A 15,869-nucleotide genomic window follows, 5' to 3' on the forward strand; every position below is an offset into this window, starting at 1 on the left:
CTCGGCGAGGGAGCGACACGCCGCGGACCTGGCCGGATGCGCTCAGCCGATTCCCACCACTTCCCGGGACTTACCCGGGTTGCAGACAAGGCTGCCCTCAAACCGCAGTTGGTCCACTATTACTTCCGCACCATGGACGACCTCTTCATGGAGGTCTTTCGGCGTCGTGCGGAAGAGGGCTTGCAGATCCAGGCAGCGATCCTGGACGCGCCCCACCCTCTGCGGGCGCTGTGGAACTTCAGTACCGACTCGACCGGCGTTGCGGTGACCATGGAGTTCATCGCGCTGGCCCGCCATCGTCCCGCCTTGCGTGCGGAAATCGCGCGTTACTCGGAACTGTTCCGCGTGGGTCAGCTGGCCGCGGCCGAGCAGGTTCTCGCACGCACCGAGTACGACGTATCGAGGATTCCGGCCGTGGTGGTGTCGGTCCTGATGACGAGCATTTCCCGTGTCGTCGTCATGGAGGAGGCATTGGGCGTCACCGCGGGGCATGCCGAAACCATCGAGCTCATCGACTGGTGCCTGGGAGTCCTCGAGAACGAGGCCGCCGACCGGGCGATCGGCAACGTGCGCGGTCGCTCCGACCTGCGATAACGCCGACGGCGCGCCCACCGCCGGCAAGCAATTCGAAAACATCCATTGCATGAATGAGAATTGTCTTCTACCTTGATGAGCGGGAAGATCTCGTCTCGACGTCCGGTCGCCCGCGGGTCGTCGAGCCTGCCCCTGGATGCGCGCCGTCGTGTCGGTGACCCGACGGTTGTCGCCCGAATCGATATGCCCGAGAATTGCTTCGGTTTCCGAGTTTCTCCGATATGCCTACGCGTGCAGCGCTTTTCGATGATGCTTTCGGTGTGCCGGCGAATGCCGCACACGCGCTTTCTCACTGTCGAGGGGGAACGGCCGTGGCACAGACCATTTCGAGATCGGCGTCGCGCTGCCGGTTCCCGCTGAGCTCTGGTCCGGTCGGCGCCGGAACGCAAGGTGAGCGGTGATGGCGACGCCTGCGGTCAACGAGATCGGTGGTTGGGCACGGGGATACCTTCGTCGTCACCCCATTGCCGCACTCGAGACCGTGGGCGGTCAATTCGTCCTGGGTTTCCGCGTTGTCCAGTATCTGTTCATCGATGTCTTCACTCTGCGGTTTCCGTTCGTGGAGTTCGTTCGGCAGGCCGCGTTCATGGCTTCGGCCTCGGCGTTGCCGACGATGTTCGTCGCAGTGCCGATCGGCGTGACGCTGTCGATCCAGTTCGGTTTGCTGGCCGGCCAGGTCGGCGCGACCTCTCTTGCCGGTGCGGCGAGCGGCCTGGCAGTCATCAAGCAGGGAGCACCCATGGTCGCGGCCCTGCTCATGGCGTCCGCGGCCGGTTCGGCGGTGTGCGCGGACCTCGGGTCCCGAAAGATCCGAGACGAGATCGACGCAATGGAAGTCATGGGCTTGTCGGTGATCCGCCGGCTCGTCGTTCCACGCCTCGTCGCCGCCGTCGTGGTCGGGCTCGCCCTGACCGGGCTGGTGTGCTTCGTAGGATTTCTCTCGGGCTATCTCTTCAACACGTTCGTCATGAACGGCACACCCGGTAGTTTCGTGTCGACTTTCGCCTCGTTCGCGACCATCGGCGACTTCGTGCTGACGATGATCAAAGCGACGGTGTTCGGCGCCATCGTCGCCATCGTCGCGTGTCAGAAGGGTCTGTCGACCCGGGGCGGGCCCGCGGGAGTGGCCAACTCCGTCAACGCGACCGTCGTTGCCTCGATCCTTCTGCTCATGATCGTGAACGTCGTCTTCACGCAGGTGTATGTGCTGCTGTTCCCGCGGACGGGGTTCTGAGTGGCCTCCCGGTACGTGCCTCGCGGCACGCGCCCGTTCGTCGTCGCGGGCAGAGCGCAGGCAAGATCGATCCAGCGACTCGGGCACATGGTCGTGTTCCTGCTGCGCGCGATTGCGGCCGTCCCCACGACGCTGCGTCACTACAGAAAAGAGTTCTTGCGCATCCTGTCCGATGTCACGTGGGGAAATGGATCGCTCGTTGTCGGCGGCGGCACCGCGGGCGTGATCATCGTCCTGGGAGCGTCCGCCGGAGCGATCGTGGCGATCGAAGGCTACAACGCACTGCATCTGCTGGGCCTCGAGCCTGCGACCGGAATGGTGGCGTCGACGGCGACCACCCGGGAACTCGCACCGATCATGGCGTCGCTCGCGTTTGCGGCGCAGGCTGGTTGCCGGTTCACCGCGCAGTTGGGTGCGATGCGGATCTCCGAGGAGATCGACGCGATGGAATCACTGGCGATCCGCTCGATCCCGTACCTGGTCACCACTCGGCTACTCGCATCGGTCGTGGCTGTCGTTCCGTTGTACCTCGTGTGTCTCACGGTGAACTACGTTGCGGTGCAAGCCGTCATCGGTTTCACCGGAGGTGTCTCGTCGGGCACGTACGCGCATTATTTCGCCTTGGTGCTCAGCGGCACGGACATCTTCTATTCGCTGCTCAAAACGATTGTCTTCGTCATCATCACGACGACGATCCAGTGCTACTACGGGTTCTATGCCTCCGGGGGGCCGCAGGGCGTAGGCACCGCGGCCGGTCGCGCGATGCGCGCCAGTATCTCCGCGATGATCGTGGTCAATCTCCTCATGACGGTCGCGCTGTGGGGCATCGGGTCGGGTGCGAGGCTCGGGGGATAGCAGATGGCGATCATTCTGGAAAGCGATACCGGGCAGATGACCCCCACCAGGCTGTTCACTGCCGGCGCCGTCGCGTTGCTCGTCGCTGTGACGCTGGTGGTCCTCGTGGTCGTGAAGGTCGACGGCAGATTCACGGAGACGGTCGACGTCGAGGCGGCATTGTCCGACATCGGGGACGGTCTGCCTGCCCGTTCGGACGTGAAGTTCCGCGGGGTCCTCGTGGGGGAGGTCAGCGACGTTCGCCGGCCCGAGGGAGAGCGTGCCGGGGTCGTACTGATGTCGTTGAAACCCGGGTACGCACAGAGTATTCCGGGCAGTGTGACGGCCCGCGTCGTGCCGAGCAATGTCTTCGCGGTGTCGTCGGTCCAACTTGTCGACAACGGTGCGGCGCCACCGCTGCACGACGGGTCGACGATCCTCCAGGACACCAGCTTGTCGACCGTGCAGTTGCAGACCGCACTGACGAAGCTTCGCGAGATCACAGCCGCGACAGCGAGAGCCGAAATGCAGCACACTCTCGGTGTTCTCGCCGCCGTGGCCGAGGCCACCGACCGGCGTGGAGACGACATCGTCACCGCCGGGGCGCAACTCGACCGAATTGTGCGAGAGGTCGGAGCCGTCCTCGCGCCCGACGGAGGACCGTCGACACTGGTTGCCCTGTCGGACGCGGTGCGGGGGCTCAGCGAGTCGGCGCCGGAACTACTCGACGCCGTCCATCACGCTGTCGTTCCGATGCGCACGATCACGGAGCAGCAGGCCGAACTGGACACTTTCCTCGCTGCCGGCGCCAGCACCCTGTCGTCGCTGGCGACGGGCATGGAGAAACACGCGGACACGGTGATGGGGGTTACGGCGGCGTTGACGCCTGTACTGGGCGTAGTGGCGGACGGGTCGTCCGCGTTCACGCCGATCACTGTGAGGATGCGCCGTATCTCCGACAAATGGTTCGAGAGTTTCTGGCCGGAAGGCGACGAGCGGGGGATGGGCAAGTTCATCTTCCAGTTCACACCGCACCGCATGTACACACGAGCCGACTGCCCTCGCTACGGTGACCTCGCGGGCGCGAGCTGCGCCACCGCACCGGACACGGGCGCGCCGCCGATCTCGTCCCTGGACAGGGAGCCGCCGATCGTCAGCACCGTGCCGGTCGGCGGCAACGTCGGTCCGGTCGGCGGCGAGCAGGAAAAGGAGCTCCTCGGCAAGATTCTCGGAGGCGATGCGTCGGCCGCGGCCGAGTTGCTTCTCGGTCCTGTGGCGCGTGGAGCCGTCGTGAGCATCATCCCCGACGGGGACGGAGCGCCGAGATGAGCTACCGCACACCGCTGATAGGCCTGAGCCTGTTCCTGATCGTGTCCATCGCGCTGACCTGGCCCGTGCTCGTTACCCTCCAGCGCGGCGTGAACGGTTCGACGACACCGTACAGCGCGGTCTTCAGCGACGTGTCCGGGCTCAGGGTGGGAGACGACGTGCGGATGGCCGGTGTCCGGGTGGGACGCATCGATTCGATCGAACTCGACGACACTGTTGCGCGCGTGGCCTTCCGCATCGAATCGGATCAGGTCGTGTACGACAACACCGAAGCCGCGATCACCTATCAGAACATCATCGGCCAGCGGTATCTCGGTTTGTCGCTCGGTGACGGCGGGTCCGTGACCCCGCTTCCCGCACACGCCGAGATACCGCTCGAGCGAACCGAGCCGTCCTTCGATATTTCTGTGCTGCTCAACGGTTTCGAACCTCTCTTCAGCGTGCTCGATCCGGAGCAGGTGGACGAGATCACCGGAGCGATCATCGCTGCGCTGCAGGGCGACGCCGGGTCCGTGACCACGCTCGTGGCCGAAACATCGCGTCTCGCAGAGTCCCTGGCCGAGCCCGACAGGATTCTCGGGGACATCATTGTCGATCTCGACGGAGTGATCAACGATCTGGCGACGCAGAGCGGGGACGTCGACTCCGTCATCGGCAGCGCTCGAGCGATCTTGGCGGAACTGTCGGCGCAGCGCACCGAGACGATCGAGTCGATGGACTCGATCGCCACGACCGTCGACCGCCTTGCCACGCTGAGTGCGGAGATACAACCCGATCTGCACGACATGCTCGCCAGGGAGCCTGGATTCACAGGGCACTACATGGACAACCTGGAGGAGTTCGAGTATTTCGGGAGGAACCTGCCGGGGCTGCTCAAGGGCCTCGCCCGGGTGAGCCAGGACGGCAGCTATCTCAGCACGTACCTGTGCAACTTCAACGTCACGCTGATACCCGCTCTGAGCAACGTCATTCCGACGCTCGTCGCGCAGGCCACGCCCGAGGGCCGTGCCACGTACTCCCCGGTGTGCGGGTGATGCGCATGATGCCGAAGAAGACGGCAACCACGCGAGCGCGGAAACCCACGCTCGAGGACCGAAGTCCGCTCCTGCTGGGCACCCTGACCGTCCTCGCCGTCATCGTGGCACTGGCAGCCACCGTGGTCGTCTCCGGTGCAGGGTTCGGCTCGGTGCGGTACGAAGCCGAGTTCGCGCAGGCTGCCCGGATCACACCCGGTGACGGTGTGACGATCGCAGGTATCCAGGTCGGGACGGTCGAAGCCACCCGGCTCGACGGACAACACGTGCTCGTCGAGATGGACATCGATCGAGGTGTGCATCTGGGCGTCGACACGATCGCCTCGATCAAGCTCACCACACTGCTCGGATCCCGTTACGTGGAACTTCGTCCGGCCGGTGCGGCACCCCTACCGGACAACCGGATTCCGCTCTCGAACACCGTGGTCCCCTACGACCTGCAGGCCGTCCTGGCCGACGCAACCACGACGTTCGAGCAGGTGGACGCGGAACGGCTGGGCACGACACTCGAGACGCTCTCCGCCGAACTCGACGGGGTCCCCGCGCTGTTGCCTCAGGTGATGGCGAATATCGAGAGCCTGTCGGGCACCGTCGCCGATCGACGCGATCAGATCGGGTCGATTCTGGAAGCCACCGCCTCGATGACAAGCATCGTGCGCGCGCAGCAACACAGTCTGGGTTCCCTGGTGCGGGACGGTCGTGATCTGATGCACGAACTCGAGTCCCGGCAGAACCTGATCCAGCGGTTGCTGACCTCGACGGCGGAACTGGTCGAGGTCCTTCACTCGGTCGTCGTCGACGACCGTACGGAGATCGACTCGCTCATAGCGAGCCTCAGCGGGCTGCTGCACACGTTGAGCAACAACGACGCATTGTTCCGCAACATCCTTCAGATCCTTCCGGTACCGATCAGGAACTTCGCGAACGCGTCGGGGACGGCCAACGAGGTCGATTTCACCGCACCGGCAGGGCCGATGATCGATTCGTGGATGTGCGCTCTGGCCGGTCACACCGGCGACCCCAGCCTGACCGCTTACCTCGGGGAGTGCGAATGAGATCGAGGACCGTTCTGGTCACAGTGGTGATCGCCGCGATGGTCGTCGCCGTGGCTGCTGTCGTTGCCGGCCGCGTATCGGCCGAACCGGACTCGATCACCGTCACCGCGCGCTTCGACAGTGCAGCAGGACTCTACGAGGGAAATGAGGTCGCGGTACTCGGCATTGCGGTCGGCCGGGTCACCACCATCGAGGCCCGGGGTACTCACGTGGCCGTCACGATGGAGATCGACGGCGATACCGACATCCCGGCGGACGTCCAGGCGGTCGCCGTGTCCACCTCGGTGCTGACGGACCGGCATGTCGAACTCACTCCCGTCTACGCGGGCGGGGAAGTGCTGCAGGACAACGACACCATCGAACTGGACCGCACCCGGACCCCCATCGAGTTCGACAGACTGCTGGCGATGGCCGACACGATGGCGCTGGAACTCGAGGGTGACGGCGAGGGCAACGGTCCGGTATCGAGTCTGCTCGACCTCGGCGTCGGCATGACCGCGGGGAACGGAGTGGGAATCAGAAGTGCACTCGGGAGGCTGTCCGAAGCGATGAAGCTGAGTGCGGACCAGGGTGCCACAACCGGAAACCAGCTGACCGCGATCGTCGACAACCTCTCCGTCCTGAGCAGCACGGCCGCCGCGAACGACGCGGATATCCGAGAGTTCGGAGAGGCGACCGGAAGGCTGAGCGAGATGCTCGCCGAGTCGAACCTCGGGTGGGGGGATACCGGAACGTACATCAACGAGGTTCTCGCGCAGGCGACCTCTCTGCTGCAGGACAACCGTGAACCGATTCGCTCCACGATGACGAATGCGGAGACCGTCACCCGTGCGCTCGCCGATTACCGCAACGAGGTCGGCGAGTTTCTCGATCTTGCGCCACTGCTGATGGACAACGCGTACAACGCGATCGATCAGGAGACCGGGGCTGCCCGGGTACACGCGCAACTCGAGAAGGTCTTTTTCGACGGAGAACTCGTGTCCCAGGTATGCACTCTTCTCGAGATGCGCGACCTCGGGTGCAGCACGGGCACCCTGAAGGACTTCGGTCCGGGATTCGGGATCGCCTCGATGCTCGAGGGAATCGCGGGGCTTCCGAGATGATGTGCTCGTGGTGGCGCCGGATGGCGGTCGTGGGTACGGGGGCGGCGGTGCTCGCCACGACGGCATGCTCCGTCGGATTGGAAGATCTTCCACTGCCCGAACCGGGAGTGGGCGGCGAGTCGTATTCACTGCACGCGACTTTCGAGAACGCGTTGAACCTGCCGACGAAGGCAAAGGTGAAGTTGTCGGGAGCCGACATCGGTGAAGTCGCGTCGATGGTGGTGCAGGATTACACAGCGGTGGTCACGATGCGCATCGCGAGCGGCGTGACCGTCGAGGCAGGTACGACCGCCGAACTTCGTTCGGCCACCCCCCTCGGCGATGTGTTCGTGGCCTTGCAGCCGCCGCCCGAGGCCACCGGCGCCACGCCACTCCGGGAAGGCGACACCATTCCGCTGTCTTCGACCTCGGCGGCAGCGACCCTCGAGGAATTGCTCTCCACTGCATCGGTTCTCGTCAACGGCGGTGCCCTCCGCAATTTCACGAAGATCGTCAACGGTCTGGGGGAGGCGGTCGGGGGACGTGGCGACAACCTCGCGAATCTCGTGAACGAATCGACGCGACTGCTCGGGCTGATCGCACGACGTACCGACGAGATCGAGGAGACGCTCGTCCGTACGGATCAACTGATCACGACGATCTCGGAGCGCCGGTCGACGATCGACGACGTCGTACTCGCGGCGCGGCCCGCACTGGACGTGGTGGCCGCCGAGACGTCGCAGGTGCTCGATCTGGTCTCGCAAGTCGACCGCATCAGCCGGCAGATCCAGCGATTTCCGGCGGTGCAGGACACCGATACCCGCAGCATGATCGCAGACATCAACCGCATTGCGGCAGAGCTGAATGCGGCGGCGACCGATCCGGAGGCCGAGCTCTCCGCCGTCAACAGATTGCTGGCACCGATCATGAAAGTCACGAGCAGCACGGCGGCGAACACCGACGCGGACCTCGAGCAGTTGGTGATCGGATCCGAGCCGATTCCGGGGCACCCGGGCGATCCGGGAAGCCGGTTGCCCGACGACACGGATTGGCAAGCCTTCGTGGGAACGCTGACGTACACGCTGACACGTCTGCAGGGCCGGCTGGAGGCGGGAGGATGACCCACCGGCCAGGAGTGCGGCGAGTACCGGACGTGGTTGCGGGCGGGGTGGTGTCCGGGGTCCGCATCGGAAACGCCCATCGGTTGGGGTTGTCGCTCGCGGCACTCGTGATGACCGGAATCCTGGGTGTCGGCTATCTGGTGTTCGGTGTCTTCGATCTGGGGCTGTCGGGCGGGACGATCCGCGTACGAGTCCATTTCGACGATTCCGGCGGCATCCTTCCGGGGCGCGACGTGGCCCTCCGTGGTGTACCCGTCGGAAGTGTGACCTCCGTGGACCTGACCGGCGACGGCGTTGTCGTGCTGGCCGAGATCGATTCCCGGACCCGGATTCCGATCGGTGGTGAGGTGCGGGTGGCGGGACTGTCGCTCGCGGGCGAACAGTATCTCGACTTCCGGCCCGCTACCGATGACGGTCCGTATCTCGAAGACGGAGCGGAGATCTCGTCGGACGACACCACCACACCTGTCCCGTTGTCGGCGCTCATGCACGACATGGACGGCATGCTCGCGCAAATCGATCCCGCGTCGTTGCAGACCATCGTGGACGAACTCGGTGTCGGACCGGAAGGACCCCGGAAACTGTCCGACATCGTCGACGGCGGCACCTTCCTCATTTCGGCACTCGACGGAGTGCTGCCGCAGACGGGCACGCTCCTGCGCACCGGGAAGGTCGTGCTCGGGACGCTTGCCGACGCCGCGCCCGGCCTGCAGGCCGTGTCGGCAGAAATGGCGCACACGCTCGGTGGAATCGAATCGATGGATGAGGGATTCCGGTCGTTCGTGCAGACGGCTCCCGACACGATGGCGGCGGCCGACGCGATCATCGCCGAGAATTCGCCCACGATGGTGCAGCTGCTGGGCAATCTCACCACCGTCGCGCAGATGGCGTACGTGAGGGTGCCCGCGCTCGAAGAGTTCTTCTTCCCGAGCGAGCGGGACGGGTCCACGCTGGAGGCGCTCATGACGGCGTTCCGTGACGACGGCGTCTGGGCTCTCGTCAACATCTACCCTCGATATTCGTGCGACTACGACCTGCCGCGTGAGTCGCCGACGATTCCGAGTTTCCCCGAGCCGTTTCTGTACACGTACTGCAACAACCCCGATCCGTCGACTCTCGTTCGGGGCGCGCGCAATGCGCCGCGCCCTGTGGGAGAGGAAGGTGCGGCCGGATTGCCGCCGGGTGCAGATCCGCTTCGGCGCGCAGATCCGACTCCCATCGGGCCTCGGACGGTTCCGCTCGAATACGGCGGTCCGACCATGCACTGGGAAAGCGTCAACTGAGCCGGTTACCGAAAGCCCGAATGGAGAACGCACATGAGTACCGAGATCGCGACAGTCGGAGAAGACGTGGCCGGCACCGAAAGGGCCACCGTCACCGAAAATGCCACCGCCACCCAATCACCGGATACGCAGGCGGACGGCACGACACCGGCGAACCCCGCCGGGGACGGGCGGCCGTCGGTATCCCGGACGTTCCGCAGGGCAGGGTTCGCGGTGCTGGTGGTTCTCGCACTCGCTGCAACTGCGACAGCCGCGGTGTTCGGTGTGCAACTGCGCGACGCGAAGGCCGTCGAGAGCGCAGCCCGTGAGGCCTCCGACGTCGCACGGCAGTACGCCGTCACCCTCACCTCGGTCGGTGCCGACCTCGAGAGTGATTTCGCCGCAGTCCTCGACGGGGCAACCGGCGAGTTCGAGAAGATGTACGCGGAGTCGAGTGAGCAACTCCGGCAGTTGCTGATCGACAATCAGGCGCAGGCCGAGGGTGTCGTCGTGGAGTCGGGTATCAAGTCCGCGACACCGACGAAGGTCGAGGTGCTGTTGTTCATCGACCAGTCCGTGACCAATGCACTCGTTCCCGAGCCGCGGCTCGACCGCAGCCGCGTCGTGATGACCATGGAACTGGTCGACGGTCGCTGGCTCGCGTCGCAGGTCGATCTGCCCTGAACCGTCCCGTCCCCGCCGATCAGATTCTCCGCCGATCAGATTCTCGGGGGTGCCGGAAGTTCCTTCTGGCCCAGCCACGCATCCCACAGGGGGCGCAGCGAGGTGTCGGAGAAGCGAGCAGCGAGATCTTTGAATTGTGTCGTCGTGACGTTGGAATGGCGATGTTCCGACGTCCATGTCCGGAGAAGCGTGAAAAACGAGTCGTCGCCCAGAGTCAGGCGCAACGCATGCAGGGTGAGCGCTCCGCGCTTGTAGATCCGGTCGTCGAACATGTCCTTCGCGCCGGGATCCTCGAGGAGGATGTCCTGGGGCTTGCGGGAAAGGCCGCGATACGCGTCGGCCGCGAGGGCCTGGGCAGACGGACCACCGGAGTTCTCGGACCACAGCCACTCGGCGTAACACGCGAAACCTTCGTGGAGCCAGATGTCGCACCAGCGAGACAGAGTCAGGCTGTTGCCGAACCATTGGTGAGCCAATTCGTGTGCCACGAGCCGTTCTTCGGTCCTGTGCCCGTCGCAGAAATTGGCCCCGAACGTGGACAGACCCTGCGCCTCGATGGGGATCTCGAGGTCGTCGTCGGTCACCAGGGCCGTGTAGTGCGCGAAGGGGTACGGGCCGAACAGGCGCGTGAACAACTCGAGCATCTCCTGTTGCCGCCCGAAGTCCTTGTCGAACGCGTCGCGCAGGCGTGACGGGTGTACCGCGTACTGCGGCACCGGCGACGACGCGATCGCGCGCATCTCGTAGTGCCCGATCTGCACGGTCGCCAGGTACGTCGCCATCGGCTCGGGTTGCTCGTAGACCCACGTGGTCCGGCTGGATTTGGTCGTCTTGTGGACGAGCGTTCCGTTCGCGATCGCCTGGAACGGCGCGTCCGTGGTGATCGAGATGCGGTAGGTCGCTTTCGATCCGGGATGGTCGTCGCACGGAAACCACGACGGAGCGCCGTTGGGCTGGCTCGCGACGAGCGAGCCCTCCTCGAGTTCCTCCCACCCGACATCACCCCACATGGTGTGGAGCGGTGTGGGGGTGCCGGCGTACTGGACGGAGAGGGTCAGCACCGCGCCCGCGGGGATGGCGTCCGCGGGGGTGACGGTGAGCTTGCCGCCGCGGTGCACGAACTTGGCGGGTCGTCGCCCGTTGACCGTCACCTTGGACACGCGCATCGACGGTGCGAGGTCGAGTGCGAACTTTCCCCGCACATCGGTGGTCGTCGCGATGATGACGGCCCGGCCCTCCAACCGGTTCGCCATGATCTTGTAGGCGAGATCGAGTTCGTACCGCGACACGCGGTAGCCGCGGTTGCCGCTGGTCGGAAGGTACGGGTCGAGGGGACGGTCGGCGGTCACGGGCGGCACCGGCTTCGCGGCCTTGATCGGTTTCACCGCGGTGACCAGTCGCCCGGGGACGTCCACGCCGAGATCGGGTTGCCCTGCCAGCGGGTCGACGGTGGCACGACGTCGCCGCGCATCACCAGAGATGCGGGTCCGACAGTGGCGCCGTCACCGATCCCCGATGCGGGTAGCGCGACGCACTGGGGGCCGAGGCTCGCGCCGGCGCCGAGAGTCACGGTGTCCATGGCCATGATCCGATCATGGAACAAGTGTGTCTGTACAACGCACCCGCGTTCCACTGTCGCGCCGTCGCCCAGCGTCACGAGGTCCGCTTCGGGCAGCCAGTAGCTTTCGCACCACACTCCGCGTCCGATCGTGGAACCGAGTGCGCGCAGCCACAGGTTCGTGGCCGCGGTGCCCGTCGCCGCGCGGGCGAACCACGGCGCGGCGACGGTCTCGACGAAGGTGTCCGATACTTCGTTGCGCCACACGAATGAACTCCACAGCGGATGTTCTTCTCGGCCGATGCGCCCCACGATCAGCCATTTCGCCGCGATCGTCACCAGGCACGCGACCGCGCCGGCGGCCATCAGCACCACACCGCCGAGCAGGACGGCGATCCGGTACCCGAAGTGCGACGCGAGCGTGTTGAGTGTGAAGAGAACTCCCAGCCCGATCCCGAACGTGACGATCATCGGGACGAGCCGGCAGGTCTCGACGAGACCGCGGGCGATCCGCAGCTTCGGCGACGGTGCGAACGTGCGGCTCGCATCGCCCTCACCCGCAGCGCGGCGCAGTCGCACCGGGGGACTGCCGAGCCAGGACGACCCCGATTTCGCTTTCTGGGGTGCGGCCGAGAGGACCGCGACGAGACCGTGCTTCGGGACACGGCGGCCGGGCGCCGCCATACCGGAATTACCGAGGAACGCCCGCTTTCCGACTTTGGCGTGCGAGATGTAGAGCCAGCCGCCCCCGAGTTCGTACGACGCGACCATCGTGTCGTCGGCCAGGAAGGCTCCGTCGGCGACCTTCGTGAACTTGGGCACCATGAGCACCGTCGACGCCTCGACGTCCTTGCCGATGTCGGCGCCGAGGAGCCGGAGCCAGCCCGGCGTGAGCATCGACGCGTACAGCGGGAAGAGGAAGGTGCGCGACGAATCCATCAGACGCTCGGTGGCCCACACCTGCCAGCCGATGCGGCTCCGGACCGGATGCCAGCCCTCCGTCATACGAATCGACAACAGTCGCACGGCGATCAGCGTGGTGAGTGCGAAGACGAACATGGTCAGCAACGCCGCGACCGGAAGCATCGCCAGGGACCGGGGAACGGCGTCTGCGACGGTCGCGGTGTCGCGCACCCACCACACGAGTAGCGCGACACCTGCCGCGATCGACGCGATCGGCAGGCCGCCGAGGAGGACGGAGGTCAAGGCGTAGACGGGAATCCAGCGGGCTCCGCGGGGTGGTGCCTCCGAGGGCCAGGGACGGTCGGCCTTGCCGATCTTCTTGGCCGGCGACCCAGCCCAGTGCTGCCCGGACTTCACGCGCCCGAACACCGCGGAGCCGGCCTCGACTTCGGCATTCTTGCCGATGCGCGCACCGGGGGCGAGGAACGAGCGGGCACCGACGGCCGCGCCGGCACCCACCCGGATGGTGCCGATGTGGACGAGGTCGCCGTCGACCCAGTGACCCGACAGATCGACCTCGGGTTCGATCGAGCAGCCGTCGCCGAGTTCGAGGAGCCCGGTGATCGGGGGAAGGCTGTGGAGGTCGACATCTCGTCCCACCTTCGCTCCCAGGGCACGAGCGTAGTTCCGCATCCACGGGGCGCCCGAAATGTTGGTTGCTCCGACGGCGTCGGACAGGCGTAGCGCCGTCCACAGTCGCAGGTGCACCGAGCCGCCCCGCGGGTAACTTCCGGGAACCACATCGCGGAGCAGCAGCCGCGCTCCCACGACGGCAAGCGCCATGCGCCCGGGAGGGGTAAGGAACAGGGCGGCACCGAACGCGGTCCACCACCACGACAGGGTAACCGTCCACGGCACGTCGACGACCAGGCTGACGACGTTGTTGAGGATCGCGAGCCAGACGACCCACTGCAGTCCGGTGAGCGTCATGAGCGGCACGGTCGCGACGATCTGCGCGAACTGTGCGCGACGCGACACCGGAGCGACCACGCGGTGCGTGGCAGCGGTCGTCGGAGCCAGTTCGTCCAAGTAGACGGCGAGGGACCCGAGGCGCGGCCGGTCGTACAGCTGTGCGACGGTCATTTCCGGGTAGCGGGCACGAATGGCGGTGACGAGCTGGGCGGCTGCGAGCGAACCCCCGCCGAGTTCGAAGAAATCGTCGTCCAGGCCGTCGATGGGAGCGCCGAGGATGTCCGTCCACAACCCCGCCAGCCACGCGGCGGTGGGGTCGAGACCGAGGGCGTCGATCGAGTCGGCGTCTGCGCCGGGGAGCGGCCACGGCAAGGCGTTGCGGTCCACTTTCCCCGAGGTTCGGGTGGGGAGTTCGTCGACCCGGGCGAGCCGGGGCACGAGGGCGGCAGGAAGCTGCTCGGACAGGAGGTCGTGCGCGGCCGCCAGATCGAAGTCGGGGTCCGTCGAGGCGAGGTAGCCGACGAGAACCGAGTGTCCCGTCGCCGTCGTACGGACGGCGCAGGCGGCGCCGGCGACGCCCGGCAGGTTCTGCAAGGCATTGTCGACCTCACCGAGTTCGATGCGGCGTCCGCCGATCTTCACCTGATCGTCGGCACGCCCCTGGAACAGCAGTCCTTGCCGGTCGAGCACGACGAGGTCACCGCTGCGGTAGGCGCGCGACCATCCGAGACTCGGCATGGGCGCGTACTTTTCGGCGTCCTTCGCCGGGTCGAGGTATCGCGCCAGTCCCACGCCGCCGATGACGAGTTCACCGGCTTCTCCCTCGGCGACGGGGTTGCCCTCGGCGTCGACGACAGCGAGATCCCAGCCGTCGAGGGGCAGCCCGATGCGGACCGGCCCGGAGCCGTCCATGAGTGAGGCGCACGCGACGACGGTGGCTTCCGTCGGACCGTAGGTGTTCCACAGCTCTCGTCCCGGAACAGCGAGCCGTTCGACGAGGTCCGGCGGGCACGACTCGCCGCCGAAAATGAGCAGCCGCACCGCTTCGAGAGATTCGGCCGGCCACATCGCGGCGAGGGTCGGCACGGTGGAGACGACGCTGATGTCACGGGAGATCAGCCAGGGGCCGAGGTCCATGCCGGACCGGACCAATGAGCGCGGAGCGGGTACCAGGCACGCGCCGTGGCGCCACGCGAGCCACATCTCCTCACATGAGGCGTCGAATGCGACCGACAGGCCGGCCAGCACCCGGTCTCCCGGCCCGATCGGGGCGTCTCGGCAGAACAATCGCGCTTCGGCGTCGACGAATGCGGCGGCGTTGAGGTGCGTCACCGCCACGCCCTTCGGAGTGCCGGTCGATCCCGACGTGAAGATGATCCACGCATCGTCCTCGAGCCGTGGACCGCGCAGCGGCGGGTCGGCCCGTACGGGAGCGGTACCGGGACCGATGCCGTCGTCGGTGACGACGGCGGTCACCCGGGCCTCGGAAAACACCAGGTCGGCGCGCTCGTCCGGGTCGTCGGCGTCCACGGGAACGTAGGCCGCGCCCGCGGCCAGGATCGCCAGGATGGTCACATACAGCTCGGCTCTGCCCGAGGTCATCCGAACCCCGACCCGATCGCCCGCACCGACGCCGGCGTCGAGGAGGGCGTACGCGCCCACCCTGACTTTCTCGAGCAGTTCCGCGTAGCCGATGACGCCGGTGCCGTCGTCGATCGCCGGTGCGTCGGGATGCGCCTCGGCGGTCGCGCGCAGGATGTCGACGAGGGTGCGGGGTGGCGGTGCGTGCGACGCGCGAAGAAACTCTGCGGGGATCACAGAGCTGCGGGGTTCAGCGGGGAGTGGGGCAGGCAAGTCCGCGGCGTCCTTCTACTCGATGGTGCTCCGGTTATCTCACGTTCAAGTGGACACGAGGTGAACGTCGGGGCACATCGCCGGACCCGGGTGTGTCGCGCCCCGGCCGAATCGGAGGCGGTATTTCGGCAGGTCCGCGGGTTTCGTCCGCACCGTCACGGTCGGCACACCACATCCGGTTTGACACGGGACCGCCCGACTGCAATCCTCTTCGGCAGGTCATGAGTACCAGCATCGAGCCCCGGCTTGCTGGTCGGCAACCCTCCTCCGCGGTGGGGTGCTCCGGGTGACGACCTGGCTGTGATTCCAATACCGGACACGGCAAGCGCGGACTCCGCCGGCGATCGTTTCCC

The 15,869-nt window shown here is 66.2% G+C and carries 12 protein-coding genes and 1 riboswitch; of the genes, 10 read left to right on the top strand and 2 right to left on the bottom strand.

Features of this window, described 5'->3' with window-relative positions; genetic code table 11:
* The first annotated feature begins 36 nt into the window (after positions 1–36).
* From HF886_RS19555 to HF886_RS19600, 10 genes are all read left to right on the top strand, one after another.
* Entirely contained in the window at positions 37–594 is a 558-nt protein-coding gene (locus HF886_RS19555; RefSeq protein ID WP_169653233.1) for a TetR/AcrR family transcriptional regulator, read from the top strand.
* Between the two features lie 400 nt (positions 595–994).
* On the top strand, positions 995–1,828 hold the full coding sequence (locus HF886_RS19560; protein WP_169653234.1) for an ABC transporter permease: 834 nt from the start codon (positions 995–997) through the stop codon (positions 1,826–1,828).
* A gap of 15 nt (positions 1,829–1,843) precedes the next feature.
* Positions 1,844–2,683, top strand: a complete 840-nt coding sequence (locus HF886_RS19565) for an ABC transporter permease (RefSeq protein WP_346765420.1) — start codon at positions 1,844–1,846, stop codon at positions 2,681–2,683.
* 3 nt (positions 2,684–2,686) lie between these two features.
* Positions 2,687–3,991 carry an MCE family protein gene (locus tag HF886_RS19570; protein ID WP_169653236.1) on the top strand — a complete coding sequence of 435 codons (1,305 nt, stop codon included), beginning with the start codon at positions 2,687–2,689 and terminating at the stop codon, positions 3,989–3,991.
* Positions 3,988–5,025, top strand: a complete 1,038-nt coding sequence (locus tag HF886_RS19575) for an MCE family protein (RefSeq protein ID WP_169653237.1) — start codon at positions 3,988–3,990, stop codon at positions 5,023–5,025. Before HF886_RS19570 ends, HF886_RS19575 begins: the two co-directional genes overlap by 4 nt.
* A gap of 5 nt (positions 5,026–5,030) precedes the next feature.
* Positions 5,031–6,080, top strand: a complete 1,050-nt coding sequence (locus HF886_RS19580) for an MCE family protein (protein WP_240955238.1) — start codon at positions 5,031–5,033, stop codon at positions 6,078–6,080.
* Positions 6,077–7,183 (top strand): MCE family protein, encoded by a 1,107-nt coding sequence (locus HF886_RS19585; protein WP_169653238.1) that lies wholly within the window; start codon positions 6,077–6,079, stop codon positions 7,181–7,183. Before HF886_RS19580 ends, HF886_RS19585 begins: the two co-directional genes overlap by 4 nt.
* A gap of 20 nt (positions 7,184–7,203) precedes the next feature.
* A complete protein-coding gene (locus HF886_RS19590) occupies positions 7,204–8,283 on the top strand; it encodes an MlaD family protein (protein ID WP_240955239.1) in 1,080 nt (359 codons plus the stop codon).
* Positions 8,280–9,566: an MlaD family protein gene (locus HF886_RS19595; RefSeq protein WP_169653239.1), complete on the top strand. Its 1,287-nt coding sequence runs from the start codon at positions 8,280–8,282 to the stop codon at positions 9,564–9,566. The genes HF886_RS19590 and HF886_RS19595 overlap by 4 nt, the downstream gene beginning before the upstream one ends.
* Before the next feature lie 33 nt (positions 9,567–9,599).
* Positions 9,600–10,229 carry a hypothetical protein gene (locus tag HF886_RS19600; protein WP_206038966.1) on the top strand — a complete coding sequence of 210 codons (630 nt, stop codon included), beginning with the start codon at positions 9,600–9,602 and terminating at the stop codon, positions 10,227–10,229.
* 35 nt (positions 10,230–10,264) lie between these two features.
* Here the strand turns inward: HF886_RS19600 and HF886_RS19605 are convergent, their stop codons facing one another.
* Together HF886_RS19605 and HF886_RS19610 are read right to left on the bottom strand one after the other, a co-directional pair.
* A complete protein-coding gene (locus HF886_RS19605; RefSeq protein WP_296551680.1) occupies positions 10,265–11,614 on the bottom strand; it encodes a M1 family metallopeptidase in 1,350 nt (449 codons plus the stop codon).
* Positions 11,611–15,480, bottom strand: coding sequence for a Pls/PosA family non-ribosomal peptide synthetase (locus tag HF886_RS19610; protein ID WP_346765421.1), 3,870 nt, complete (start codon positions 15,478–15,480; stop codon positions 11,611–11,613). Before HF886_RS19610 ends, HF886_RS19605 begins: the two co-directional genes overlap by 4 nt.
* A gap of 253 nt (positions 15,481–15,733) precedes the next feature.
* Positions 15,734–15,850: riboswitch (SAM riboswitch) on the top strand.
* Positions 15,851–15,869: the final 19 nt, after the last annotated feature.

The sequence above is a fragment of the Rhodococcus sp. 105337 genome (assembly GCF_012844225.1).
Lineage (GTDB): Bacteria > Actinomycetota > Actinomycetes > Mycobacteriales > Mycobacteriaceae > Rhodococcus.